This window comes from Bradyrhizobium genomosp. III (assembly GCF_000261705.1).
GTDB classification, from domain to species: domain Bacteria; phylum Pseudomonadota; class Alphaproteobacteria; order Rhizobiales; family Xanthobacteraceae; genus Bradyrhizobium; species Bradyrhizobium ottawaense.
Window position 1 is genome coordinate 1 of record NZ_AJQF01000272.1, and the last position, 23,845, is coordinate 23,845.

Consider the following 23,845-nt stretch of genomic DNA (forward strand, 5'->3'; position numbering starts at 1 on the left):
GCTGCCAGCAGCTGCCGCACCGCTCGTCGTTGCCGCAGTCTGGACGGAGCCGTTGGATGCCGGCGTATTGGATTTGCCGTCGCTCCACACCGTGTCAGGACCGGCGTTGGCGTTCGCGTTGCGCACCTGTCCGGGAGCAACCGCGCCGTGGGCGAGCCCATTCGTGACCTTGTGGACATTCAGCTTGACCTCGCCGAGCGAGCTCGAGATGCGCACGACGCCGGCCTTGGAAACATGACCTCCAGCCGCCTGATGCGACGGCTTCGGCACGCCAGCCGCCTTGGCCCCCTTGTCGATCGGACCGAGCGCATGGATCGCATGGCCGCTCGCGGCATTGCGCGGCGCCGACAGGCCCGATTTCGGTACGGGGACACGCTCGATCGTCGAGGCGCGCGGCTTGCCATGCTCGATCGGATTGAACGTCCCCGCGCCGCTCAAGCTGAGACCGGGCTTGCCGTGCTCAAACACGGTGGCCGCTTGTCCCGGCATGACCTGGGCAATCTGTCCCGTCTTGAAGTCGGAGACTTCGACCTGGCCGCGGAGCACGCCGACCTTGGTGCTGCCAGCTCCCACCGTGACGCTGAACTGCGTTCCCTTGACCACGGCGGCGAGATAGGGCGTCTCGACCTCGAAATGCTTGACGTTGCGCTTCTCGACCTCGAGCAGGATCGATCCCGCCCGCTGGATGATGGTGGTGGAGAGCCCCTCCTTCTTCTCCGAGGGCAAGCCGATCACGGAGTTGGGAGAGATCAGAATGGTCTCCTCGCCGCGGACGAGCAGCACCCGGCCGTTGCGTCCGGTGCGGATGGTATTGCCGGGCTTGAGCGTCGCTTCCTGGTTCAGCGAGACCTGTTGCGCGCCGTCGGTCGCGACCCACACCTCGCCGGTGGCCTTGCTGACCGACCAGACGCCATCCTCCGCGGTAAACGCAGCGGAAGCCGTTCCAAGGGTCAGCGCCGCCACGAGGGCACACCGCATTCCAATTCTGCCAAGCATCACGATCCTCAGTCCGCGTTACAGCCGGAGCTGAGGGGTATCCGGAAATCACTCAAGAGAGGATTAGCGGGAAGCGGCCCGTGCAGTGGCAGCATTAACCAATCATTGACCATAAAAAACTATGAAAAATCATGCGGATAACGAACCCTTACCGCCCCATCGCAAAGTCTCCGTCAAACTACGGAGAGAGATTCGCGACGTACGTTGAGCAGCGGCATCTCATTACCGCGTTGGTGATGGTGGTACCGATCTTTGCGGGAATTTCCCAGGCGTTCGCACAACAGGCGAACCAGCCGGGTTTCGATCCGCGCCAGCCCGAGAAATATTTCGATAACCAAACCGAGCGGGAATCGCTGAGCCGGCCTCCGGTCCGGCTTCCGGGTGTCGGACAGCCCAACACCGGCGGCGATACCAAACCGCAATTCGTGCTGCGCGGCGTCAACGTCAGCGGCGCACACACCGTATCCCAAGATCGGATCGCCGCGATCTATCAGCCCTATCTCGGCAAGCAGGTCTCGCAGGCGGATCTCGCCGCGATCGCCGGCGCGATCAGCGATCTCTACCGCGCCGAGGGGTTCCATCTGAGCCGGGCCATCGTGCCGCCGCAGGACATTGCCGACGGCCGGGTACGGATCCAGGTGATCGAAGGCGCCATCGTACAGGCCGAGCTGAAAGGCGACGGCGCCGAGCAGTTCGGCGTAAGGCCGATGCTCGGGCCGGTTCTGGCCGAGCAGCCGTCGCGCCTTGCAACACTCGAACGCAAGCTCTTCCTCATCAACGGCAGGCCGGGCGTTCGGATCACCGATACCGCGCTGGAGGAGATCGGTGGCGCGACCGGCCGCTTCCGTCTCACAGTCGTTTTGAAGACCTGGCACGCCTTCTCCTCGTTCGGTCTGGACAATCTCGGATCATCTTCCGTTGGCCCGTGGCAGAGCTACGCCACCGGCGCGTTCAACTCCTACCTCACGCCCGGCGACACGCTGGCAGTCAACCTGTCGACGATTGCCAACGATCCTCGCCAGCTCGGCTTTGCGCGGCTGTCCTACGACACGCCCGTCGGCGTCGACGGCGTGCGCCTCGGCGCTTCCGCCCTGTACAGCGCGGTCCGGCCGGGCGATGCCCGCCGCCTCGACAGCGATATCACGACGACCGAGGCGTTCGAGCTGCGCGCCAGCGTCGTCCCGCTGCAATCGCAATCCTCCACGCTCACGCTGACTGCGGCGACGACCTTCAGCAATGTGTCCGAGCACGACCGTTATGGTCCCTGGTACAACGACCATATCAGGACCGCGAGCCTGACCGCCGACTACCGGCTGCAGGATCGCTTCGGTGGCACCAATCTTGCGACGCTGACCTACCGCCAGGGCCTCGACATCTTCGGCGCCTCGCATTTCGACGACGACCTGTTGTCGCGCGACGGCGCATCTTCGAACTTCTCGGTGCTGAACCTCTGGTTCACGCGCTACCAGACGCTCAACGATACCTGGTCACTCAGGCTCTCCGCGGCGAGCCAGACCGCATCGCGGCCACTGTTCACCTCGCAGCAATTCTATCTCGGCGGCGTGGCCTTCGGCCGGGGCTATGGCGCAGCCGAGATCAGCGGCGACAACGGCCTTGCCGGCTCGCTCGAACTGCGCTTCGACCAGAAGCTCAATTTCCGCTACTGGACCGGCTATCAGCTCTACGCCTTTGGCGACGCCGGCGCCGTCTGGAACGACGGTTACCGCCTGAGTGACGGCCTGTCGCTCGCATCGGCCGGGGCCGGTGTGCGCTTCTTCCTGCCAGAGGATATCCAGGCCGATCTCGGCGTAGCGGTGCCCTTGAGCTACCGGGCACCGGACAACGAGCGCCGCAGCCCCCGCTTCCTGTTCACCCTGTCGAGCGCGTTCCGGCTCTGCCCCGAACGCGGCAAGTCCGGCTGTCTGTAGCCACCCCGTCGTTCGCACGGTGAGCCTGGCATGCGGTCCTTTTTGCGGGCTTGCTCACAGACTTGCCTAAATTTAATCCCGTAAGCTGCTCACGATCGCTCGATCCGGGAGTTCCCAATGACCATGTTCAGTCAAATGTGATTTGAGATGAAACCATGAAGAGGGTGTTTGCAATCCTGGCGTTTCTCTGCGTCCTCGGCGTCGGGGAATATTTCGTCGTTAGTCGGTTCGCGATCCGCCATGAGACTTTGGCGCTGTTCGACGCCTCGCGGCAGCGGCCGATCTCGGTCGACGTGGCGGTGCGGCGCGATTACGAGACCAAGGCGAATCTCGGCCTCTGGAAACTCCCGCTCGCCATCATCAGCAACGGCAACACCGTCAAGGCCACCGAATACTCCTTCCTTGCCAACGTGCTTGCCGCGCGCGGCTATCTGGTTGCCAGCATCCAGCAGGACCTGCCGAGCGATCCGCCGCTGATGACCCATGTCGGTCAGCAATATGTCGGCCGGCGCGAGGTCTATATCCGCTGCGAAGCCAACATTCTGTTCGCGCTGGACAAGCTGAAGAAGCAGCACGAAAACGTCGATTACGACCACATCACCCTCGTCGGTCACTCCAACGGCGGCGATGTCTCCATGTATGTTGCCCATCAGCACCCGGAGCTGGTGTCGAAGGTGATCACGCTCGACAATCTGCGGGTGCCCTTCGTGGTCAGCGACGGCATGAAGATCCTGTCGTTCCGGTCAAAGGATCCGCATTTCCTGACCGATCCCGGCGTGCTGCCGACGCCGGAAGAAGCCAAGGCGCGCGGTATCGACATCGTCCACACTGGCGCGCAGCACACGGAAATGAGCGATCGCGGTCCCAACTCGGTCAAGGAGAAGATCCAGGAAACGCTCGACCGTTTCCTGCGCGACAGCGCCAGCAGCGCGCTTGCGCCGGCTGATACGAAAACCCCGATGATCATGAATCCGGGCGACTATTAGCCCGGAACGCTTTGCGGCAGATCAAGGCGGCTCCGAGGCGCCGGGATAAAAGGGCGATATAGCCTCGGAGAGGGACACGTGTCGCACTACATTGAAAGTCTGGATACGAGAAATCTCGATACGAGAAGTCTCACGAGAAGTCTTGGCCTGCCCGCGGCGAGGATGCCGGCTTTCCTACGGCATCTCTATCGTTCGGCCCGCAAGCTGCTGCGGTCGATCATCGCCCGGATTGATCTCTCGCAATTTCCGGGATCGTGCTGCGGATAAGCATGGGCCGCTAATCGATGCATGAAAGTTACCCTATGCACCAGCATTTGAGACGAATTTGCCTGCTGCTTGCCGTAACCTCGAGCTTCGGCACACCGTCGGCTCTCGCGGCCAATGCCGATCACGGTGCGGACCTCGCCAAACGCTGGTGCGCAAGCTGCCATGTCGTCGCGAACGGCCAAACCCAGGCGAGCGCTGACGTCCCCTCCTTTGCCTCCGTCGCGCGCAGGCCGGACTTCAGTCCGGAGAGGCTCGCCTTCTTCCTGCTTGATCCCCACCCGAAGATGCCGAATTTTCCCCTGAGCCGAACCGAAGCCGGCGACATCGCGGCCTACATCGCTTCGCTGCGCTAGTGGCACGCCGAGCACGAAGCTCGCCACACATGCAAATCCCCGCCGGAGGACCGGCAGGGATCAGCAGAAGGACGACAGACGGCGAATGTGGTCATTCGGTGGCCCGTCATAGATCTGAGCCGGCATCGAGGTTCGGATCGCCACGCCGCGCAAGTTCAATTGTGGGCATGCTGCGCGCGCAGAGAATTAGGACTTCCCTTTGCCCTGTTGCATGAGACTGCCGGTCATCTGGCGCATGTGATCTCCGGCGCTGGTGAACTGGCTGCGCAGGAAATCGGACTGGATTCGCATCGCTTCCTGAAGGTCGGTGGCATGAACCAGCTTGCGCGCATGCTCGAAGGCCGACTTCATGTTCTGCTCAGTGAAAACCAGCGCCTGCTTCGACACCTCCGTCCCCGGTCCTGGAACGGACGACATCGATTTGGTGGCGGCGTCGAAAAACATGCCGAATGCCTTCTCCGCCTGATCAATTGTCTTCTCGGCCAGGTCGCGCAGTTCGGCCGGAACTTCGAGCTTCGGTTCGATCATGGTCGCACTCCTCCCGTTTTCCCAATTGAATACCACACTTGCCGGATCGCCTTCCAGCGGCCAGCCCGCGTGGAAACGTCGCCGGCGGTCCGGCTCCGGCGGGAAAACGAACGGGAAAACGAGAGAGACGGCGTAAGGCCGGCGCTCGGCCGGGCTCAGGACAAGGGGTGCTCGGGCAGAATTTCTTCGGTGGCGAGGTCTTCGACCAGCTTGATGACCTCGAAACGCTGTCGAGGCGCGAGCTTCAGGAACGCGCGGAGCAGGCGCAGGCTTTCGACCGTGCCGCTCGCCGGCGCGCCGAGCTTGAGGTGCAGTTCAGCCGCGAAATTGAGGTTTTTCATCTCGCACCTATGACAAGCATCGGCTTCGTGACCCGCTCAAGAACCGAACGCCATAACAAGACGCCATACAGGACCCATGGCGACGAACTCTCGGCCGGGTGGCCCCGGCGGGTTGGCACGCCGAATGACATGTCCAAACGACAGGCTCAACCATCTGGTTGCAATTATGTCAAGGAACAACCCGTCCGGCAAGCCCAACAGTGCCTAAAGCGATGCTTCGTCTGCATCGCACCACGGCAATTCCGGATAACAGGTATATCGACCGCCGTCACCCACCTGCGTCAAGAAGCGTCATCAATCACGCACGCAGCTCCAATCGCCGTCGATCGGCACAACGTTTCTGCTTGTTTCCGATATGAACGGACATTCGGCTGCGAATGAGCCCTTCTCAGTGCCTACACGTAATTGTTGAGTGCGACCTCGGCGGTTGTATTAACGGCAGAATAACGATCGATCTCGCAAGCCGGATATGTTTCCGCCGGTGAACCGTTGTCCATGAACGAACGACCAAGCCGTTGCGACACGGCCACGCAGACAACGGGCGCCATGGCTGAAAACTCTTCGATTCGGGCGCGCCTCAGCACCAAAGGACGACGGCATGCTTTCTCGCTGCGATCTCATCAAGGGCGCCGCGGTCGCGCTTTTCACCCTCTCGATACAAGGCGCATGGGCGCAGGAGACCAAGATGAACCTGTTCAAGATCGTCACCGTCAAGGACGAGATCGTCGTCGGGTTGTCGGCGGAGGAGCTTCAGGCGCTCGGCGGCAATGATGCGAGCGCGGTTGCGCACGCGCTGGCGCAGAAGGGCGATCTCACGGTCTGGCAATATAACGTGCATCGCGGCCCGAACGGTGAATTGCAGCAGGCGCCGACCGCCAGGATCGGACTTTTGGCCAACGCCTCGCTCCGCGTCGAACCCTATTCGACGCCCTACCAGATCGTCCCGCATCCGTGAGCGGCAAACTGGCGCGCCCGCGGCCCAAGCCGCAGGCGTGCCGTTGTCATCTGCGCCGCCCTGCCTGCCGTGTCCCCGTTTCCGTCGCAAAACCGTAGATCAGCGCCAGCCGGTCGAGGCACTCGCGAAAGCGTCGCGCAAAATAGTCGTTCCAGCGCTGCGTACGGACGGCACGACGCTGCCCGATTTGATCCATGGTCAGGCCCAGCACCAGCACGTCGTGCACCAGCGCAGCGCCGTCGGTCCCGAGTTCGCGCTCGACCTGGTTCAGCCGCAGCACCGCCTGGCGCTGGCTCTCGGTGACCGGCTCGCGCGTGCGCGCGCCATCGACATATTCACGGGTCGGGTCCATCGCCTGAGGGCCCCGCTCCGCTCTCTCCCAATCGTTCTGGAAGGCGCGCCCGCCGAGAAATTGCGCCTCATCGATCTGGTGGTGTGCATGCAGCCGTCCCAGCGGATCGCCACGGATCGACCGGATCGCCACGATCTTCTCACCAGCATCGAGCGCCAGCGGATTTTCGACCTCGACCTCCGCCACTTCGGCATTGAATGGCACGTCGCGGGACCGCCGGTCGTGGATCTGCGCCAATTTGTAGGACTTGTTGCGTCGGACACGAGCCACTTGGATACTCCTTGCGAAATCGACGATGAAACGGGTGAGAGTTCAGGCCGCGAAGACCAGCTTCAGCACGACGGGACCGGGGACTCGGGCGGACGCAGCCCCGGAGCGACGCGTCAGGCCCGCATGCGGGGCGCAATAGCTGGAGCCCGGCTGGCGCGGATGGCCGCAGAAGGCGATCTCCTCCCCGTCCTTGTCGCCGCCATAGGGATAGCGGCAGTCGGCCGGGTCGAGGTCCACCAGTTGGACCAGGCGCGGCTGAACGCCGACGCAGCGCAGCTTCACCCGCACCGCAGGCTTCATTGCGGACTTCGGCGGCACGTTCAGATTCGGCACCGCGCGGCGCGGCGAAACCGGGGCCTCACCCGGCAAATATGGCGCGACCGATGGGCTCACGATCCATTCCGGCATGACGAGCCCGAGCCGCTTGGCGCGGCCGATCACCGCATTGCGCGTGTAAGCCGTTCCAAACCTTGCGTTAATCTGCCTTCCGATTTCCGCATAAGACATGCCTTTGAGAAAATAGTCGCGAAGCGCGTCGGAGTGCTCCGACGGCCAATGGCCCGGTTCCATGCTGCTGTCCTGTGATGCGTCTCCTCCGATCGCACGACCGGGGCGAAACAGACATTCCGGTATTCCGAAGCACAAGTCAAGCGATAATTCTGATATTCATAATTGCAATAATTCCGAATTTCGGATTACAAGAGCGAGACGATGGGTAATCGAGGGAATCACCATGTTGGACGTTGCAATGATCGAGCGGGGCCTGGAAAAGACGGGCAAGAGCAAGGGCGGCCTCGCGGCGGCCATGGGCGTGCGGCCCGGCGCGGTCTCGGAGATCCTCGGCGGCGAACGCCTGGTGAAGGCCTCGGAAATCATTCCGATCATGGAATATCTCGAACTCAATCTCGCGCCGATCATGGGCCGAGTCGGTGCCGGCGCCGTGATCGAGCCGGATTACGAGCAGGTCCCCCCGGAGGGTCTCGGCGACATCGCGCTGCCCTTCCCGATCATGGAAGAGACTGTCGCCTTCGAGATCGTGGGTGATTCGATGCTGCCCAAATACGAGAGCGGCGACGTGATCGTGGTCTACAAGGATCAGCGCCATCCGCTGTCGAGCTTCTACGGCGAGGAGGCCGTGGTCCGGCTCAAGACCGGCGAGCGTTATTTGAAAACGATCGAGCGGGGGAAAAGCCCGTCCGTCGTCAATCTCACCAGCTTCAACGCCAAGCCGATCGTCGGCGTGAAGCTCGATTGGGTGGGTGAGATCTGCCTGTCCATGCCCAAGGGCCAACTCGAGCGGCTGCGCGCCAAGTCGGCTCGCCCCCGCAAGAAGGGCAAGTAGGGCATCGGCACGGCCGCCGATTTCGCTTTTTCGAAATCGGCCTTGACTTGATTCTGTTTTTCGGAAATAATCTGCCGCGCGCCCGCAATGGGGGCGCGGCAGAGTCGTTTTGATGCAATATTTCGTCGTGATGATCGACTATGGACGGCGGGGCCGCGAGGCGGTCGTCGACCCCGAAATCACAAGGCGTGAGGTCATCTCCCGCATCGCCTCGGGCGAATACCGGAATGTCTCGTTCATACACGAGATCGCCGGGAGTTCGGTCGAGGACGTCACCGAGGCGATCCTGACCGAGGCCGCCCTGCCCCGGATCCCGCCCGAAGACGTCGACCTCCAGGCAATTCACCTCGATCACGCCCGCGATGTGCGCAAGCATGAACGGACGTGACGCAAGCCCGGACATCACACCAGAAGGACGGTCGATCCCGTGGTCTTGCGTGCGGCGAGATCGGCATGCGCCTTGGCGGCGTCCTTCAACGGATAGGTCTGGTGCACCTCGATCTTGACCGCACCGGACTTGACGACGTCGAACAGCTCGTTCGCCATCGCGATCAGATTTTCGCGCTTGGCGGCGTAGGTGAACAATGTCGGCCGCGTGACGTAGAGCGAGCCCTTCTGGGCCAGCAGGCCGAGATTGAGCGGCTCGACCGCGCCGGAGGACTGACCGAACAGCGCGGCGACGCCGAGCGGCGCGAGGCAATCCAGCGATTTCAGGAATGTGTCCTTGCCGACGGAGTCATAAACCACCGGGACCTTCTTGCCGCCCGTGATTTCGTCGACCCGCTTCACGAAATCCTCGCGGGTGTAGATGATGACGTGGTCGCAGCCATGCGCCTTGGCGAGCTTGGCCTTCTCGTCGTTGCTGACGGTGCCGATCACGGTCGCGCCGAGGTGCTTGGCCCACTGGCCCAGGATCAGACCGACGCCACCGGCCGCGGCATGCAGCAGGATGGTATCGCCCGCCTTCACCCGATAGGTCTGCCGGATCAGATATTGCGTGGTGAGACCCTTCAGCATCATCGCCGCCGCGGTCCTGTCGTCGACCCCCTCAGGCAGCTTCAGCAAGCGGTCCGCGGGGATCAGCCGCGCCTCGGAATAGGCGCCGAGCGGCGAGGCGCCATAAGCGACACGGTCGCCCGGCTTCAAATCGGTGACGCCGGGCCCGACCTCCTCGACGACACCGGCGGCCTCGCTGCCGAGCCCGCTCGGCAGTTGCGCCGGATACAGGCCGGAGCGGTTGTAGATGTCGACGAAATTGAGGCCGACGGCGGTGTGGCGGATGCGCGCTTCGCCCGGTCCGGGCTTGCCGACGCTGACCTCCTCCCAGACCAGGACTTCCGGACCGCCGGTCTTGTGAAAACGAATGGCATGCGTCATGGGCGTTACTCCCTTATCGTTGGTTGAGGCTCCGAAAACCGGATCGGCCGCAGAAATAGGCATTCAGTCCGCCCGTTACAGTACAGACACGTAACAAGAATGTCACAGCGCGCGACAAACGTCCGCCGTTCCATCTCCGTTCGATAGAGTTGATGACGTGCCTGGGGCGACCGGCAGTAGCTTCTGCGCGGGGTTTGGTTGTCGCCTGCGAAGGAGAGCCGAGATGCCAGCTTATGTACAGCATCATCAGGACATCGAGATCGCGCCTGTGAATTGCCCGGCATGCATGGGGTTCCTGCCGATGTATGTGCGCGAGGTCGAGCCGCATTGGAGCCTTGCCAAGATCGACTTTGTCTATGAATGCGCCGATTGCGGCGCCGAGGTCAGACAGACGATCCGCAAGCCGGAGCTGCTGCGGCACTGATCGCGCGAACGGCGAGCCGCGCAAATATCCGCGCCGACACGTATTTGCGTCGAGCGGAAAAAGCGCCGTCCGTGCGGGTCTGATGCCTCCCAAACGAGGCTTGTTCTTTGCCAGGAACGCAGGCAGAACAAGCCCCAAGCAAGACCTTTGGGAGCGCCCTTTCGTGGCTGATCAGAAGGCCTCGACCTCGATCGAGGCAGTGGAGAGCGGCCTCGCCGCGCAGGGCTACATCGCGAGCCGGCAGATCGCGACCGCCGTCTATTTGTCGCAGCAGATCGAGAAGCCGATCCTCGTCGAGGGCCCCGCGGGCGTCGGCAAGACCGAGCTTGCCAAGGCGATCGCGGCCTGGCGCGGCATGAAGATGATCCGCCTGCAATGCTACGAGGGTCTTGACGAGGCCAAGGCGCTCTACGAGTGGAAATACGCCAAGCAGCTCCTCTATACGCAGATCCTCAAGGACAAGCTCGGCGAAGTCCTCGGCGGCGCGCAGACGCTGCACGCCGCGCTCGACCAGTTGCACGATTTCGGCGACGTGTTCTTCTCCAAGGAGTTCGTCGAGCCGCGCCCCTTGCTCCAGGCGCTGGAGCAGCCGGGCGGCTGCGTGCTCCTGATCGACGAGATCGACAAGTCGGACGCCGAATTCGAATCGCTGCTGCTGGAGATCCTGTCCGATTTCCAGGTCACGATCCCCGAGCTCGGCACCGTCTCGGCGATCACGCCGCCGACGGTGATCCTCACCTCCAACAGCGAGCGCGACCTCGGCGACGCCCTGAAGCGTCGCTGCCTGCATCTGCATATCGGCTTCCCCGAGCAGCGGCTCGAGGAGCGCATCGTCGAAAGCCGGGTGCCCGGCATCTCGCAGGCACTGCGCCGGCAGATGGTCGGCTTCATTCACGAGATCCGCTCGCTGGATCTGAAGAAGCTGCCCTCGGTCAGCGAGACCATCGACTGGGCGCGTGTCCTGGTGCTGCTCCAGGCCACGGAGCTCGATACCGAGGTCGTCAAGGACACGCTCAACGTGCTGCTGAAATACGAAGCCGACATCGAGGCAGCAGCGCCGCAGGTGACGACCTTCATTGCCAAGGCGGCACGGTCCAACGTCTTCGGTTGACGCCGATGCGCGAGAACCTCCATCGTTTCTTTCGGGCAGCACGCGGCGTCGGCGTTCATGTCTCGCCTGCCGAGAGCATCGATGCGATGCGCGCGGTCGCGCAGGTCGGCCTCTCCGATCGAACCATCCTGCGCGACGCGCTGCTTCTGACGCTCGCCAAATCGCAGGACGAGAAGCTCGCGCTCGGCGACTGCTTTGATCTGTTCTTCAGCCAGCCGGAGCCGCGACAGGATCAGACCGAAGCGGGCAGCGAGGAGAACGCCTCGCAGGATCCGGATCAGTCGCCCTCCTCCGGCTCGGCCAGCGAAGCGGGCGAGGGACAGCCTCCCGAGGGCTTGGGCCCGCTCGCGCAGATGCTGCTGTCGCAGGACCGCAACACGATCGCAGCGGCGATTGCCAGCGCTTCCGGCACGGCCTCCCTGTCGGATATCCGCTATTCCACCCAGCGCGGGATCTTTTCCAGCCGCATCCTCGATGCCATGGGCCTCCAGCGCCTGCGCGACGATCTCGACGCGCTGACCGCGACCAACCCGGCACTGGCCGAGCGCCTGCGCGCCGCGCTCGACGCCTTGCGCGAAGCGGTGCGCGAAACCGTCTCGCAGGGGCTCGCGCTCTACGCCCGCGAGGAGGCCGAAAATCTCCGCAACGAGATCCTTCGCAATGCGCCGCTCGCCCGCATCGAGCGGCGCCAGGTCGCGGAGATGCGCGCCCTCATCCGCCAGATCGCGCGCCGCCTGCGCGAGCGCTATTCGAAGCCGCGCAAGCGCCAGCGCCGCGGTCATCTCGACGTCCGCCGCACACTCCGCCGCAACGCGGCCTGGGGCGGCGTGCCCTTCCTCACCGCATGGAAGCGCAAGCATCGCGACCGGCCGAAGATCGTGGCGCTCTGCGACGTCTCGGGATCGGTCGCGCAAGTCTCCGATTTCTTCCTGCTGCTGATCCACTCGCTGCACGAGGTGGTCGACGACGTCCACTCCTTTGCCTTCTCCTCGCACATGATCGAGGTCAGCGAGATCCTGGAAAAGAAATCGCCGGAAGAGGCGATGGCCGAGATCATGTCCAAGGTCGGCTTCGGCTCGTCCGATTACGGCTCTTCGCTGGTCGATTTCGAGAAGGACTTCATGAGCACGCTGACGCCGCAGACCACGGTGATCGTGCTCGGCGATGCCCGCAGCAACAACCTCGACCCGCGTGCCGACATCCTGCGCCGCATCTCCGAACGCTCGAAGCGGCTGGTCTGGCTCAATCCCGAAGGACGGCTCGCCTGGGGCTTTGGCGATTCCGAGATGCCGCGCTACGCGACCTTCTGTACGGTCGTGCGCCAATGCGCCACCGCGCAGCAGCTTGAGCGCGCGGTGTCAGATATCGTGGCGACTTATCAGTAGGTCTTGCTCGCGGCCAGCGTCAGTTCCGCGCAGGCTCCGCCTGGCCGATATTGCACTGCCGGAAGTGATAGGCAATTTCGTCGAGCGCGCGCTGCTCCCATTCCTCGGCTTGCGCGAGCCAGAAAACCCGGCGATCGAAATCGAGCGCGGCGCGCTCCCGGCACAGGGATTCCTGACTGCGAATTTTGACCAGCCTGTTCATGCACTCCACTCCTGCAGCGTGAAGTCATTCCCCGGGGATCACCGTAACAGAATCCTCAACCTTTCGCTTCACGATTTCTGTGCATACTGCGACGCAGAATGGGACAGCAGCGCTTCCCGTGCACCGCGACAACTTGCAGTGCAGCATCAAACGGAATTCATCAATATGTGATCGAAGCTCGGGACGATATTCGCCAACGAGCGATCTTTACTCTTGTGGCGCAATGAAGTGCGGCAATTCGTGAAGAGACGTTCTAAACAGCGCACCGAATTCCCGACTCATTGTCGTCGCATGGTCTTCATGCAGCCCCGCTAACAGAGGCGCGCGAATGGTACTATCGCTTGAGGCAACATGAGCAACGACGTCGACTTCGATCTTTCGCCGGACCAGTGGGAAGCCCTGCGCACACTTCGCAACCCGGTGTCGGGCGGTCGCCTCTCGAAGGCCTATCTTATCGAAAGTCTCGTCAAGTTCGGTCTCGTTGTCGTCAATGACGGCATACCTGTGATGACGCCCACGGGACGCAAGGCGCTCGTGCGCGGATCGTGCCGGCTGCTGGATCTTGCGGCATGAGGTTGCCTTTCGTTTCGGCGTAGGCATAACGGCTGACGGGTCCCGCGGCTTCCTCCCCACGCGACTGTTCAGCGAGATAGGCGGCGGAGTGGTGGGCTCCGCGCCCCCGACACAGCGCTCCTGAAGCGTTGCGTCGCGCCGCCCGGGATAACAGGGCGACCTCCAGGCCGCTTTCCGGAAATACCGCGACAATCTGGCACGGTTGTTGCTCCTTTTTGACGTCCAAGTCGCGTCAAACCGGGGAAATCCACCATGTCGACCATCACCGCGGCGCCCGCCGCAGAGCCGAAGCCGCTCTACACCTCGCTGTTCGTCCAAGTCCTGGCCGCGCTGGTGCTTGGCGTCATCCTGGGCATGGCCGTCCCGGACTTCGCGATCGGGCTCAAGATCCTCAGCGACGCTTTCCTGAAGCTGATCTCGATGATCGTGGCGCCGATCGTGTTCTGCGTCGTCGTGCACGGGATTGCCGGCGCTGGCGACCTCAAGAAGGTCGGGCGGGTCGGCGTCAAGGCGCTGGTCTATTTCGAGATCATGACGACCGTCGCGCTCGTCGTCGGCCTGTTGCTTGCTTACCTCTTCGGGCCCGGCCACGGCATGAACATCGATCCCTCGACGCTGGATGCCAAAGCGCTCAACACCTACGCCGACAACGCCCACAAGCTGTCAGGCGGCGGCATCGGCGCCTTCCTGATGAACGTGATCCCGACCACCTCCTTCGATGCGCTGTCACGCAACGACGTGCTCCAGGTGCTGTTCTTCGCGGTCCTGTTCGGCGTCGGGCTCGCGCTCGTCGGCGGCGAAAAGGGCAAGCTCGTCACCAGCATGATCGATGCCGCCTCCACCGTGCTGTTCCGCGTCATGGGCCTGATTGTCCGCGTTGCCCCGCTCGGCGTGCTCGGCGCGGTCGCCTACACCGTCGGCAAATACGGGGTCGGCTCGCTCAAGCAGCTCGTGTCGCTGGTGATGCTGTTCTACATCTCGGTCGGCATCTTCGTGCTGGGCGTGCTCGGCGGCGTGATGGCGCTCGCCGGACTCAACATCCTCAAATTCCTCGCCTACCTGCGCGAAGAGCTGACCATCGTGCTCGCGACCGCCTCCTCCGATGCCGTGCTGCCGCAGATCATGAAGAAGCTGGAGCGGATGGGCGTGAAGGATTCCGTGGTCGGTCTCGTGATTCCGACCGGCTATTCCTTCAACCTCGACGCCTTCTCGATCTATCTGACGCTCGCCGTCGTCTTCATCGCGCAGGCGACCAACACGCCGCTGTCCTTCGGCGATCTCCTGCTGGTTCTCGGCGTCTCCCTGATCACCTCGAAGGGCGCGCATGGCGTGCCGGGTTCGGCCATCGTGATCCTGGCGGCGACGCTCAATGCGGTGCCGAGCATTCCCGCGATCGGGCTCGTGCTGGTATTGTCGGTCGACTGGTTCATCGGCATGGCCCGCGCGCTCGGCAACCTCGTCGGCAACTGCGTCGCGACGGTCGTGGTCGCGGCCTGGGAAGGCGATCTCGACCGCGCCAAGGCGGCCAAGGTGCTGGAGGGCGGCGAGCTGGTGGACGTGACGGCGGGATAGCGCCCCCGCGGATCAGTCATTCCATTGCAGGAGCGGCGTTCCATACGCCCTCCTCCAGACCGACAGGAAGCGCGGAAACCAGGAATGGGCCACGGCGCCCTTGTAGGCCCAGGTGCGATACTTCAGCCCCTGTTCCGAGATCAGCTCCTGATATCCGCCGTGCACTTCGGTCGCGGTGCGAATGTCCTTCAATATCCCTTGCGCGCAGGCCCGGTAGTGATCGCCGCCGGAGACCTCGTCGTAGTCGAGCATCCGGTCCGCGAACTCGACGTTGAACGTCGGCCAGGACGAGCGCCCTTGATAGGCGGGAGCCGCAATCTTGTGGATCATCTTGTTCCGCGGATTATCCGCGGACACCAGGAAGTGGAACGTAGAGGGTATGCGAAAGCGCGGCTCCGCGATAATCAGATCCGCCGTCGCCGCGAACAGCGCCCGCTCGCTCGCATCGTTCATATCCCAGAAGCCGCGATGCACGCTGACGAAATCCAGCGCGACCGAGGACACCGGCAATCCCTTCGGACCATCCAGCGAATGCCTGATGTAGCCGTCCCTGCCGAACAGACGGAGCAGGGCCTTCTTGTACTGCGCAAGGCCGCGTCCGAGCAGCCGCTTCAGCTCGTTCTCGTCCACGATGCCGAGCTGCACGCTCCACAGGAAGGTTGTGTAGACGCAGGCATTGGTGACAAAGCGCCTGCGTTCCGCACGGGTATCCGTTGCAGCGGAGCGAGGGCCACGGGCATCGCACAGCAAATACCTGGTGCCGTCATCGTCGAACGGCTCGAGCTCGCTTGCGAGCTGCAGGACCGCACGCTTCAGGTCACCGCCATATTCGGCCAGCAGCAGCCGGCCGGCATGCGCGCATTGTGCCATCGCCAGATAGGACGGCGCCCTCTGATCGGCCGAGATCATCTGCTGCAGGCCGGCCAGAATGCCGAGCAGCGTATCCGAGGGGCGCGAAAAATAGTTCACGCCGAGGTACCGACCGCGTCCCGCCGGGACGATGGTGGTCGTGACGACATCAGCGCGAACCGCCTCGAGCAACAGACGGATGCTCTTGTCGAGCAGCCGGGCCCGCCGCACCGCGTCCTGCGCATCCATGATGGTCTCGGGGTCGAGGACATCAGGATAGAACCAGGCGAAGTCACGGGGATAATAGGCGGATGCGTGCGGCGCGCCGGTGACGAGGAAGGCCTCGGTCACCGAAAAGGCGCTGTCCATCGAGTGCCGGTAAAGGTCCTCGATGGCCGACAACGAATGGTGCGACTTTCTCAGGAATCGATCACCGAGAAAATTGACCGCCTGGAGGGCGTTGGCGAAAAAGGTTGCGGCCACGCCTTGGTAAAATCGGTTTCCGCGATCTGAGGGCAACGAGATATCGCTATTCATATGTGGCTAGGGTAACTCCGACGGTGCGGCCACCACCCAAAGCATGGCTGATTCGTATTTCGTCCAGATGACGCACCGGCTTCCAGCGGGGCTCCTTCAGCCTACCCTTCCCGGGGCCTGAAATTCTCGATCACCCGCAGCAGCACCCGCGCACCGGCGTCGGCATCGGCGAGCTCCACATGCTCGTCCGGGTGGTGGCTGATGCCGCCGCGGCAGCGGACGAAGACCATGCCGACATCGGCGATGTCGATCATGGCCATGCCGTCGTGCCCTGCCCCGCTCGGCAGCTCGAACACCGAGAAACCCTCCGCTTCGATCGCCTGCGCGATCTGGCCCTTGAGCCACGGCGCGCAAGGCGCGGTGCGGTTCTCGTGGGTGACGTCGAGCTGGAGGGCCAAGTGCCGGCGCCTGGCGATCGCCTCGATCTGGCGGACGATATCGGCGACCGCGCGCTTGCGGTGCATGTCGGTCGGCGCGCGCATGTCGATGGTGAAGGACACCTCACCCGGAATGACATTGGTCGCCCCGGGCCTCGCCTGGATGTAGCCGACCGTGCCGACAAGCCCACTCGCGTCGGTGCGGCAAAACTGCTCGATCGCCCCGATGCATTCGGCCGCGCCCGCGAGCGCATCACGCCGAAGCGCCATTGGCACCGTGCCGGCGTGCCCGGCCATGCCGGTCAGCCGCGCGGCAAGCCGCGTGGCACCGGCAATCGCGGTGACGACCCCGACAGGCAGGTCCTGCGCTTCCAGCACCGGCCCCTGCTCGATGTGCAATTCGAGATAGGCAAGCAGCTCGCGCCGCGTCCGCGCGGCCGCTCCGATATGATCGGGGTCGAGGCCGAACTGCACGAGCGCGTCGCGCATCGACACACCGTCGCGGTCGCGCACATTCAAGACACTCTCGTCAAAAGTGCCGGCCACCGCACGGCTGCCGAGCAAGGTCGAAGCGAAGCGCACGCCCTCCTCGTCGGCAAAGCCGACGATCTCGATCGCGAACGGCAGGCGCTTGCCACGGCGATTGAGATCGGCAACGCAGGCAATGGCCGTGATCACGCCCAACGGCCCGTCCCATTTGCCGGCATCGCGTACGGTGTCGTAGTGCGAGCCGAGCATCAGGCAGGGCGCGCCGGGCCGCTCGCCTTCGTAGCGGCCGCAGACATTGCCGATCGCGTCAAGACGCGCGCTCATGCCGGCATCGCGCATCCAGCTCAGCAGGAGGTCCGCCGCCTTGCGCAACTCCTTGGTGAGATAGATGCGGGTGAGGTTGTCGCCTGCTTCCGAGATCGCAGCCAGATCGTTGATCCCTCGCACGATCTCTTCGCCGAGCGATGCATTTTGAACGGCGTTGACGGCACTCATCTCGACGAGCTTTCTCTTCTCTGGACCGCGGCAGCGGCTGTCTGGCGACCATCGGTACACGTTCGGCGGCCAGTCACGCACCGGCGCCCGTCCCAACCTGCGCGTGGTTAGCATGAATGCGCGTACGCGGCAGGCTGCGTCACGCCGGTCATGCACAGGCGCACCAATAGTTTCACCTTTATCAGGACCCGAACGGCCCGCATAATCAATATTTTCAATCGGTTATCCGGAAGGTACCGTCAATGAACCCAGCCGGCTGGTGGAGATGTTCCACGGCGAATTCGTGTATGAAGGACGGGCCAGCGAAGCTGGTCATGCGACGATCGGCCGGCGCATGGCGGGGCACTGACGGCGGAGGATCGATGGCCAACGCATCCGAGCGTGACGAGCATTTTCTGCGTTTGTCCTTCGCGGTCGCCCGCCGCTCCCTCACCCATGGCAACCACCCGTTCGGCTGCATCGTTGTCGATGCGAGCGGCAAGGTGCTGATCGAGACCGAGAACGGCTACATGCCGGATCATGACGGCACCGCGCATGCCGAACGTCTCGCGGCCACCCAGGCCTGCCGCACACTCGGCCGCGAAGTGCTGGCGACAGCGACGCTCTATTCCTCGGCAGAGCCCTGCGCGATGTGCGCCGGCGCGATCTACTGGGCCGGCATCGGCCGCGTCGTCTACGGCCTCAGCGAGCATCGCCTGCGCGGCGTCACCGGCAACCATCCGGAGAACCCGACCCTCGACCTGCCGTGCCGCGAGGTCTTTGCCAGCGGCCAGCGGCTGACCGAAGTCGTAGGTCCGCTGCTCGAGGACGAAGCCGCAGCGCTGCACGATGGCGTGTGGACGAAGTAGACACAAACTCCGATCAGTAGGGTGCCGATCAGAACTTCACGGTGATGCCGGAGTAGAGCGAGGACTCGGTGCACGATCCCGTGCTCACCGTCCGGCCACCGACCGCCGTGGTACAGCCGACGGCAAGGTTGTGATCGAGACCGAACTTGTTCTGCCAGTAGCGGTAAGCCACCCAGACGTCCACGAAGTGCGAATACTTGTCACCCCAGGCGGCCTTCGAGGCATCGAAGGTCAGGCGGATGGGCTCCGAATTCAACTCGACCGCCGTGTTGTAGACGCCGTTCGCCGGGCTGTAGGGAAGCGGTTGGGTGTCGGTGCCCTTCTTGCCGTACCAGCCGGCGCGGCCGCTGATCGAGAAATATTGCATGTTCGGCGGCAGGAAGCCGATATCCATATAGTAATTGACCTCGACCGCCCAGGTCGGCTTGAACGAGGTGTTGCCGTCTGCAAGACAGGTCACGCCGGGAACGCCCGCACCGAACAGTCCGCACTGGCTGAACGAGTTGTGATTGGCGAACTCCCAGTACACCAGCGGCGCGACGTTGATGTAACCCTTGTAGGGCAGATCGAACGCAAACTGCAGACCGCCGACGACGTCGCGCTTGGCGGCGCCGAAATACCGGTTCTCCGTGTTGGCATCCATGCCAACCTCGAACGAGATGTTGTGAAGCGGCCCCGCGGTGAAGGCCTTGGTGTCGAAGAGCTCATTCCAACCGAACGTCGAGCGGAACAGTCCGTAGATCTCCGTTGCACCGGCGCAAATTGCCGGCGCGCCGAAGATCGTGCCCGCGTTGGTGCAGGGCCCGGACGGATCATTGTGATCGGACTTGAACATCGAGATGGTGAAGAAGTTCGTGCCGTATGCCCAGAGATCGAAATGCGTGAACGAGTAGACCTGCTTGGTGGTCTTGCTGTCGATCGATCCATCCGGCCGGAACGACCATGCACCGGGCTGCGAGGCGTTGAAGATGTAGGAGAAGGTGACGCGGTTATCGATCACCAGGAAGAACGGGAGATCCGCCGCCTTCTTGGCAGCCTTGACCGGCAGATCCGCCGCGAAAGCCAAGCCACCGGTGGCGAGCGTAGCAAGTGACAGCGCCGCTGCTGCAATTGCCCTGAAACGAAACGACATCCTGAATACCCCCAAGTGTGGACACGTCAATGAACGCCCTTGGGTGCGAGACTTGCGCCGATCTCCCGGAGGGAGAAGCCTCAACTTTTTTCAAGGCATGCCGCTTGTTTCGGCAAGGGGCGGCGTCTCTTCGTAGGATTTAGCAGGCTTTCTGCAGCCGGCATGCGGCCGGCGACGCCGGTTATTGCCGGACATTCCCGTTTGATTTCGCTCCTCTTTCATGCCGAGCGGACATTGCGGGCGCGATGGTCGGGAGCCAATGTTGCGTCGATCCGCATTGCATGAGCGCGATGGCGCAACTTTGCTCACTGCGACGTCAGGTCTGCATAGCGGGTTCCGATTTGGCTTGGACCGTCACAAATCTGCAACAGGCGCCGGCGACAGCCAAGCCGGCATGGCCGAGCGTGGGCGTTTGAGCAGGGGGGCTTCGTCTCGGCCGGCGCAGGCGCACCGACACAAGGTGCCTGCCACAGCGTTGAGCAAGGGATGACGCATTTTCACACCTTACGCCGGGGCTCAAACTGGCCCACTATCGCGGCATTTCACCATGCAAGCGCATCAGCGAATGTTGGATTCGACACCTGACGACCTGAATTCCGGCGAGCCCCCGCTGCTGCGGACGATCGGACTCACCAAACGCTATGGCGATTTCCTCGCCAACGATTCCATCGACATCGATATTTGGCCCGGCGAAATCCACGCGCTGCTCGGCGAGAACGGTGCCGGCAAGTCGACGCTGGTCAAGGCGATCTACGGGCTGATCCAGCCCAGCGCCGGCGAGATTCGCTGGCAGGGCCAACAGGTCGTGCTGTCCGGTCCCTCCGAAGCCCGCAGCCGCGGCATCGGCATGGTGTTCCAGCACTTCTCGCTGTTCGACAATCTCACCGTCGCCGAGAACGTCGCGCTCGGCCTCGACGGACGGGAGTCCTTCAGGGACATGTCGGCGCGACTGGAGCAGATGTCGAAGACTTACGGCCTTCCGCTCGATCCCAAACGCGAGGTCTGGCAATTGTCGGTCGGCGAGCGCCAGCGCATCGAGATCGTCCGCGCGCTGATGCAGGATCCGAAATTCCTGATCCTGGACGAGCCCACCGCCGTCCTGACGCCGCAGGAAGCCGATCAACTGTTCGTCGTGCTGGAGCGGCTCAAGGCCGAAGGCCGCGCCATCCTCTACATCAGTCACAAGCTCGAGGAGGTGAAGCGGCTCTGCGACACCGCCACGATCCTGCGCGGCGGCAGGAAGGTCGAGACCTGCGATCCCCGGCGCGAGACCGCGGCCTCGCTCGCCCGCATGATGGTCGGCGGCGAGATCAAGCAACTGAAGGCGGCATCCGGCCGGAAGACCACCGTTCCGCGGCTCGTCGTCAACGATCTTTCGCTCGCACCAGGCGAAGCGCACGGCGTACGGCTCGAGCACATCTCGTTCGAGCTGAAGGGCGGCGAGATCCTCGGCATCGCGGGCGTCGCCGGCAACGGCCAGGACGAACTGTTCGCCGCGCTGTCCGGCGAGCGCCTGTCGAAGGACCCGGGCACGGTGGTGATCGAAGGCATTGCCGCCGGCCATCTCTCCATCACGCAGCGGCGCAAGCTGGGTGCTGCGTTCGTTCCCGAGGAGCGGCTCGGTCATGGCACCGCACCGCGCATGAAGCTCTCGGAGAACGCGCTGCTCACCGGACACGCCGCCAGCGGCATGGTCCATCGCGGCTTCATCAATACGGCGGCCACGCTGAAGACCGTCGACCGTGCGACCGAGACGTTCGACGTCCGCAAGGCCAAGCGCGATCCGGAAGCCGCATCCCTCTCCGGCGGCAATTTGCAGAAGTTCATCGTGGGACGCGAAATCCTGCGCAACCCCGCGGTGCTGGTGGTGAGCCAGCCGACCTGGGGCGTCGATGCCGGCGCCGCCGCCGTCATTCGCCAGGCGCTGCTGGATCTGGCAACCGCGGGCGCCGCCGTTCTCGTGACCAGCCAGGATCTCGACGAGCTCGCTGAGATCGCCGACCGCATCGCCGTGATGTTCCACGGCAAGCTGTCAGCACCGCTCGCGACCCGCGAGGCGACGCGCGAAAAGCTCGGCCTTCTCATGGGCGGCAGCAGCCTCGAGCCAAGGGAGGCCGCGCATGCAATTGGTGCTTGAGAAGCGCGCCGAACGCTCGGGCACGATCGCGCTGGTCTCGCCGCTGATCGCGATCGGCCTGACGGTCGTCACCATGGTCATCCTGTTCGCGATCCTCGGCAAGAATCCGCTGCTCGCCTTGCACGCCTATTTCATTGCGCCCTTGACCGACGGCTATTCGCTCCAGGAGATCGCGGTGAAGGCGACGCCGCTGGTGATGATCGCGATCGGGCTGTCGCTCTGCTATCTCGCCAATGCCTGGAACATCGGCGCAGAGGGCCAATTCCTGATCGGCGCAGTTGCCGGAAGCTGGATCGCGGTGAAGACGCAGGGCACCGATGCCGGCGCCTGGGTGCTGCCGGCGATGCTCGTGCTCGCAGCCGCCGCGGGCGCGCTCTATGCGCTGATCCCGGCGATCTGCAAGGTGAAGTTCGGCGCCAGCGAGATCCTGACCAGCCTGATGCTGGTCTATGTCGCCGACCTCTTTCTCGACTATCTCGTGCGCGGGCCCTGGCGCGACCCCAACGGCTTCAACTTCCCGACCACGGCCGAGTTCGATCCGGTGGCGACTGTCCCGTTGCTGATCGAGGGCGGGCGGCTGCATCTCGGCTCGATCATTGCGCTTCTTGTCGTCGCGGCGGCCGCAATCCTGCTCGGGCGAACCATCAAGGGTTTCGAGATCCGCGTCGTGGGCGCAGCCCCCCGTGCCGCGCGGTTCGGCGGCTTCAACGCCAATCAGCTGATCATCCTGACCTTCGCGGTATCAGGCGCGCTCGCAGGTCTCGCCGGCATCATCGAGGTCGCAGGTCCAATCGGACATCTCCAGCCTGGCATCTCCCCGGGCTACGGTTTTACTGCGATCATCGTCGCCTTCCTCGGCCGGCTGAATCCGCTTGGAATATTAATTGCAGGCCTGTTCCTTGCACTGACCTTTATCGGCGGCGAGCAGGCGCAGATCGCGATGAAGATTCCATTGGATGTCACCAAGGTCTTTCAGGGCATTCTGCTGTTCTACGTGCTCGCCTGCGATTCCCTGATCCTCTACCGCTTCAAGTTGAGCTTCCCGAACCGTCAGGTGGCCCGTGGAACTCATTGAAGCCATCATCCTCTCGGTGCTCGCCGCGTCAACGCCGCTGCTGATCGCCGCGACCGGAGAGCTCGTGACCGAGCGCTCCGGCGTGCTCAATCTCGGCGTCGAGGGCATGATGATCGTTGGCGCGGCCTGCGGCTTTGCCGGCGCATGGCTCACCGGATCGATCTTCATTGGCGCGCTGTTCGGCATCATCGCGGGAACGATGATGTCGCTGATCTTCGCATTGATGGCCCTCGGGTTCGCCGTCAACCAGGTCGCGACGGGTCTTGCGCTCACCATCCTCGGCGTCGGGCTGTCCGGGCTGATCGGCGCCGGCTTCGTCGGCGAGCGCATCACGCCGGCAGTCCATCTCGCCATTCCGGGCCTCACTGACATCCCGCTGGTCGGGCGCGTGCTGTTCGGCGAGGACGGCTTCGTCTACTTCTCGATTGCACTCGTCGTCGGCGTCTGGTGGTTCCTGTACCGCACGCGGGCGGGATTGATCCTGCGCGCCTGCGGCGACAACCACGCCTCTGCGCACGCCCTCGGCTATCCCGTGCTGCGCATCCGCACCTTCGCCGTGATGTTTGGCGGTGCCTGCGCAGGCCTTGCCGGCTCTTATCTGCCGCTCGCCTATACGCCGTTCTTCATACCCGGCATGACCGCGGGCCGCGGCTGGATCGCGCTGGCGCTGGTGGTGTTCTCGTCCTGGCGGCCGGGCCGGCTCGTGGTCGGCGCCTATCTCTTCGGGGCAGTGACGATCCTGCAATTGCACGCGCAAGGCTGGGGCATCGGCATTCCCTCGCAATTCATGTCGGCGCTGCCTTATCTTGCGACCGTCATCGTGCTGGTCCTGCTCTCCCGCGCGCGCAGCGGCGGCTCGACCGCCCCGGCCGCGCTCGGCACCGTGTTCGTACCTGACCGCTGAATTTCATTTCCGCGGCGCGCGCGATGGGGCGCGCGCGTTG

At 63.6% G+C, this 23,845-nt stretch carries 25 protein-coding genes; 15 read left to right on the forward strand and 10 right to left on the reverse strand.

Annotation, left to right across the window (positions count from 1 at the left end):
• The coding region (locus IC66_RS0122965; RefSeq protein WP_038949194.1) for a FecR family protein at positions 1-996 on the reverse strand (996 nt) is incomplete at its 3' end.
• A 131-nt stretch (positions 997-1,127) separates the two neighbouring features.
• On the opposite strand from IC66_RS0122965, the gene IC66_RS0122970 reads away from it, so the two are divergent.
• The 3 genes from IC66_RS0122970 (at position 1,128) to IC66_RS0122980 (ending at position 4,530) form a co-directional block, all read left to right on the forward strand.
• Entirely contained in the window at positions 1,128-2,924 is a 1,797-nt protein-coding gene (locus IC66_RS0122970; RefSeq protein WP_038949173.1) for a ShlB/FhaC/HecB family hemolysin secretion/activation protein, read from the forward strand.
• 155 nt (positions 2,925-3,079) lie between these two features.
• Positions 3,080-3,910 carry an alpha/beta fold hydrolase gene (locus tag IC66_RS0122975; protein WP_028142635.1) on the forward strand — a complete coding sequence of 277 codons (831 nt, stop codon included), beginning with the start codon at positions 3,080-3,082 and terminating at the stop codon, positions 3,908-3,910.
• Positions 3,911-4,212: 302 nt separating this feature from the next.
• Positions 4,213-4,530: a c-type cytochrome gene (locus tag IC66_RS0122980; RefSeq protein WP_038949174.1), complete on the forward strand. Its 318-nt coding sequence runs from the start codon at positions 4,213-4,215 to the stop codon at positions 4,528-4,530.
• A gap of 186 nt (positions 4,531-4,716) precedes the next feature.
• On the opposite strand, the gene IC66_RS0122985 is transcribed toward IC66_RS0122980, so the two are convergent.
• Positions 4,717-5,058, reverse strand: a complete 342-nt coding sequence (locus IC66_RS0122985; protein WP_028142637.1) for a phasin — start codon at positions 5,056-5,058, stop codon at positions 4,717-4,719.
• Between the two features lie 155 nt (positions 5,059-5,213).
• A complete protein-coding gene (locus IC66_RS47160) occupies positions 5,214-5,399 on the reverse strand; it encodes a hypothetical protein (RefSeq protein WP_028142638.1) in 186 nt (61 codons plus the stop codon).
• A 598-nt stretch (positions 5,400-5,997) separates the two neighbouring features.
• On the opposite strand from IC66_RS47160, the gene IC66_RS0122995 reads away from it, so the two are divergent.
• Positions 5,998-6,354 (forward strand): hypothetical protein, encoded by a 357-nt coding sequence (locus tag IC66_RS0122995; RefSeq protein WP_038949175.1) that lies wholly within the window; start codon positions 5,998-6,000, stop codon positions 6,352-6,354.
• A 46-nt stretch (positions 6,355-6,400) separates the two neighbouring features.
• Here the strand turns inward: IC66_RS0122995 and IC66_RS0123000 are convergent, their stop codons facing one another.
• Positions 6,401-6,976 carry a hypothetical protein gene (locus IC66_RS0123000; RefSeq protein WP_038949176.1) on the reverse strand — a complete coding sequence of 192 codons (576 nt, stop codon included), beginning with the start codon at positions 6,974-6,976 and terminating at the stop codon, positions 6,401-6,403.
• 42 nt (positions 6,977-7,018) lie between these two features.
• Positions 7,019-7,546, reverse strand: a complete 528-nt coding sequence (locus IC66_RS0123005; RefSeq protein WP_038949177.1) for a GcrA family cell cycle regulator — start codon at positions 7,544-7,546, stop codon at positions 7,019-7,021.
• Positions 7,547-7,709: 163 nt separating this feature from the next.
• Between IC66_RS0123005 and IC66_RS0123010 the strand changes: the two genes are divergently transcribed.
• Positions 7,710-8,318 (forward strand): S24 family peptidase, encoded by a 609-nt coding sequence (locus IC66_RS0123010; RefSeq protein WP_018644790.1) that lies wholly within the window; start codon positions 7,710-7,712, stop codon positions 8,316-8,318.
• Between the two features lie 112 nt (positions 8,319-8,430).
• Complete coding sequence (locus IC66_RS0123015) at positions 8,431-8,706, forward strand: hypothetical protein (protein ID WP_028142642.1); 276 nt, start codon at positions 8,431-8,433, stop codon at positions 8,704-8,706.
• 14 nt (positions 8,707-8,720) lie between these two features.
• Here IC66_RS0123015 and IC66_RS0123020 read toward each other — a convergent pair whose 3' ends face one another.
• Complete coding sequence (locus IC66_RS0123020) at positions 8,721-9,695, reverse strand: quinone oxidoreductase family protein (protein WP_038949179.1); 975 nt, start codon at positions 9,693-9,695, stop codon at positions 8,721-8,723.
• 223 nt (positions 9,696-9,918) lie between these two features.
• Here IC66_RS0123020 and IC66_RS0123025 point away from each other — a divergent pair, with 223 nt between their 5' ends.
• From IC66_RS0123025 to IC66_RS0123035, 3 genes are all read left to right on the forward strand, one after another.
• The gene (locus IC66_RS0123025; protein ID WP_028142644.1) at positions 9,919-10,119 is read left to right on the forward strand and encodes a hypothetical protein; all 201 of its coding nucleotides are present in this window, start codon (positions 9,919-9,921) and stop codon (positions 10,117-10,119) included.
• A 163-nt stretch (positions 10,120-10,282) separates the two neighbouring features.
• On the forward strand, positions 10,283-11,230 hold the full coding sequence (locus IC66_RS0123030; RefSeq protein ID WP_038949180.1) for an AAA family ATPase: 948 nt from the start codon (positions 10,283-10,285) through the stop codon (positions 11,228-11,230).
• 5 nt (positions 11,231-11,235) lie between these two features.
• Positions 11,236-12,615, forward strand: coding sequence for a vWA domain-containing protein (locus IC66_RS0123035; RefSeq protein WP_038949181.1), 1,380 nt, complete (start codon positions 11,236-11,238; stop codon positions 12,613-12,615).
• 19 nt (positions 12,616-12,634) lie between these two features.
• Here the strand turns inward: IC66_RS0123035 and IC66_RS0123040 are convergent, their stop codons facing one another.
• Positions 12,635-12,817 (reverse strand): hypothetical protein, encoded by a 183-nt coding sequence (locus IC66_RS0123040; RefSeq protein WP_038949182.1) that lies wholly within the window; start codon positions 12,815-12,817, stop codon positions 12,635-12,637.
• Between the two features lie 351 nt (positions 12,818-13,168).
• On the opposite strand from IC66_RS0123040, the gene IC66_RS0123045 reads away from it, so the two are divergent.
• On the forward strand, positions 13,169-13,390 hold the full coding sequence (locus tag IC66_RS0123045) for a hypothetical protein (RefSeq protein ID WP_028142648.1): 222 nt from the start codon (positions 13,169-13,171) through the stop codon (positions 13,388-13,390).
• A 252-nt stretch (positions 13,391-13,642) separates the two neighbouring features.
• Positions 13,643-14,962: a dicarboxylate/amino acid:cation symporter gene (locus IC66_RS0123050; RefSeq protein ID WP_038949183.1), complete on the forward strand. Its 1,320-nt coding sequence runs from the start codon at positions 13,643-13,645 to the stop codon at positions 14,960-14,962.
• A gap of 12 nt (positions 14,963-14,974) precedes the next feature.
• Here IC66_RS0123050 and IC66_RS0123055 read toward each other — a convergent pair whose 3' ends face one another.
• Positions 14,975-16,348: a hypothetical protein gene (locus IC66_RS0123055; protein WP_038949184.1), complete on the reverse strand. Its 1,374-nt coding sequence runs from the start codon at positions 16,346-16,348 to the stop codon at positions 14,975-14,977.
• Between the two features lie 101 nt (positions 16,349-16,449).
• A complete protein-coding gene (locus IC66_RS0123060; RefSeq protein WP_038949186.1) occupies positions 16,450-17,709 on the reverse strand; it encodes an allantoate amidohydrolase in 1,260 nt (419 codons plus the stop codon).
• A 362-nt stretch (positions 17,710-18,071) separates the two neighbouring features.
• Here IC66_RS0123060 and IC66_RS0123065 point away from each other — a divergent pair, with 362 nt between their 5' ends.
• Complete coding sequence (locus IC66_RS0123065; RefSeq protein ID WP_038949187.1) at positions 18,072-18,557, forward strand: nucleoside deaminase; 486 nt, start codon at positions 18,072-18,074, stop codon at positions 18,555-18,557.
• Positions 18,558-18,585: 28 nt separating this feature from the next.
• Here the strand turns inward: IC66_RS0123065 and IC66_RS0123070 are convergent, their stop codons facing one another.
• Positions 18,586-19,689 carry a hypothetical protein gene (locus IC66_RS0123070; protein ID WP_038949188.1) on the reverse strand — a complete coding sequence of 368 codons (1,104 nt, stop codon included), beginning with the start codon at positions 19,687-19,689 and terminating at the stop codon, positions 18,586-18,588.
• A 565-nt stretch (positions 19,690-20,254) separates the two neighbouring features.
• Between IC66_RS0123070 and IC66_RS0123075 the strand changes: the two genes are divergently transcribed.
• Genes IC66_RS0123075 through IC66_RS0123085 form a run of 3 tightly spaced genes read left to right on the forward strand, consistent with a single transcriptional unit; the run spans position 20,255 to position 23,805 of the window.
• Positions 20,255-21,826: an ABC transporter ATP-binding protein gene (locus tag IC66_RS0123075; protein WP_028142654.1), complete on the forward strand. Its 1,572-nt coding sequence runs from the start codon at positions 20,255-20,257 to the stop codon at positions 21,824-21,826.
• Positions 21,810-22,901, forward strand: coding sequence for an ABC transporter permease (locus IC66_RS0123080; RefSeq protein ID WP_028142655.1), 1,092 nt, complete (start codon positions 21,810-21,812; stop codon positions 22,899-22,901). Before IC66_RS0123075 ends, IC66_RS0123080 begins: the two co-directional genes overlap by 17 nt.
• A complete protein-coding gene (locus IC66_RS0123085; protein WP_028142656.1) occupies positions 22,888-23,805 on the forward strand; it encodes an ABC transporter permease in 918 nt (305 codons plus the stop codon). Before IC66_RS0123080 ends, IC66_RS0123085 begins: the two co-directional genes overlap by 14 nt.
• Positions 23,806-23,845: the final 40 nt, after the last annotated feature.

Excerpts from the sequence above, each read along its gene's own strand:
- IC66_RS0123015 (WP_028142642.1), top strand. The coding sequence starts at position 8,431 with ATGCAATATTTCGTCGTGATGATCGACTATGGACGGCGGGGCCGCGAG.
- IC66_RS0123045 (WP_028142648.1), top strand. The coding sequence starts at position 13,169 with ATGAGCAACGACGTCGACTTCGATCTTTCGCCGGACCAGTGGGAAGCC.
- IC66_RS0123050 (WP_038949183.1), top strand. The coding sequence starts at position 13,643 with ATGTCGACCATCACCGCGGCGCCCGCCGCAGAGCCGAAGCCGCTCTAC.
- IC66_RS0122970 (WP_038949173.1), top strand. The coding sequence starts at position 1,128 with ATGCGGATAACGAACCCTTACCGCCCCATCGCAAAGTCTCCGTCAAAC.
- IC66_RS0123040 (WP_038949182.1), bottom strand. The coding sequence starts at position 12,817 with ATGAACAGGCTGGTCAAAATTCGCAGTCAGGAATCCCTGTGCCGGGAG.
- IC66_RS0123035 (WP_038949181.1), top strand. The coding sequence starts at position 11,236 with ATGCGCGAGAACCTCCATCGTTTCTTTCGGGCAGCACGCGGCGTCGGC.
- IC66_RS0123010 (WP_018644790.1), top strand. The coding sequence starts at position 7,710 with ATGTTGGACGTTGCAATGATCGAGCGGGGCCTGGAAAAGACGGGCAAG.
- IC66_RS0123080 (WP_028142655.1), top strand. The coding sequence starts at position 21,810 with ATGCAATTGGTGCTTGAGAAGCGCGCCGAACGCTCGGGCACGATCGCG.
- IC66_RS0123055 (WP_038949184.1), bottom strand. The coding sequence starts at position 16,348 with ATGAATAGCGATATCTCGTTGCCCTCAGATCGCGGAAACCGATTTTAC.
- IC66_RS0123065 (WP_038949187.1), top strand. The coding sequence starts at position 18,072 with ATGGCCAACGCATCCGAGCGTGACGAGCATTTTCTGCGTTTGTCCTTC.
- IC66_RS0123075 (WP_028142654.1), top strand. The coding sequence starts at position 20,255 with ATGTTGGATTCGACACCTGACGACCTGAATTCCGGCGAGCCCCCGCTG.
- IC66_RS0123005 (WP_038949177.1), bottom strand. The coding sequence starts at position 7,546 with ATGGAACCGGGCCATTGGCCGTCGGAGCACTCCGACGCGCTTCGCGAC.
- IC66_RS0122975 (WP_028142635.1), top strand. The coding sequence starts at position 3,080 with ATGAAGAGGGTGTTTGCAATCCTGGCGTTTCTCTGCGTCCTCGGCGTC.
- IC66_RS0123060 (WP_038949186.1), bottom strand. The coding sequence starts at position 17,709 with ATGAGTGCCGTCAACGCCGTTCAAAATGCATCGCTCGGCGAAGAGATC.
- IC66_RS0123025 (WP_028142644.1), top strand. The coding sequence starts at position 9,919 with ATGCCAGCTTATGTACAGCATCATCAGGACATCGAGATCGCGCCTGTG.
- IC66_RS0123020 (WP_038949179.1), bottom strand. The coding sequence starts at position 9,695 with ATGACGCATGCCATTCGTTTTCACAAGACCGGCGGTCCGGAAGTCCTG.
- IC66_RS47160 (WP_028142638.1), bottom strand. The coding sequence starts at position 5,399 with ATGAAAAACCTCAATTTCGCGGCTGAACTGCACCTCAAGCTCGGCGCG.
- IC66_RS0122980 (WP_038949174.1), top strand. The coding sequence starts at position 4,213 with ATGCACCAGCATTTGAGACGAATTTGCCTGCTGCTTGCCGTAACCTCG.
- IC66_RS0123070 (WP_038949188.1), bottom strand. The coding sequence starts at position 19,689 with ATGTCGTTTCGTTTCAGGGCAATTGCAGCAGCGGCGCTGTCACTTGCT.
- IC66_RS0122985 (WP_028142637.1), bottom strand. The coding sequence starts at position 5,058 with ATGATCGAACCGAAGCTCGAAGTTCCGGCCGAACTGCGCGACCTGGCC.
- IC66_RS0122995 (WP_038949175.1), top strand. The coding sequence starts at position 5,998 with ATGCTTTCTCGCTGCGATCTCATCAAGGGCGCCGCGGTCGCGCTTTTC.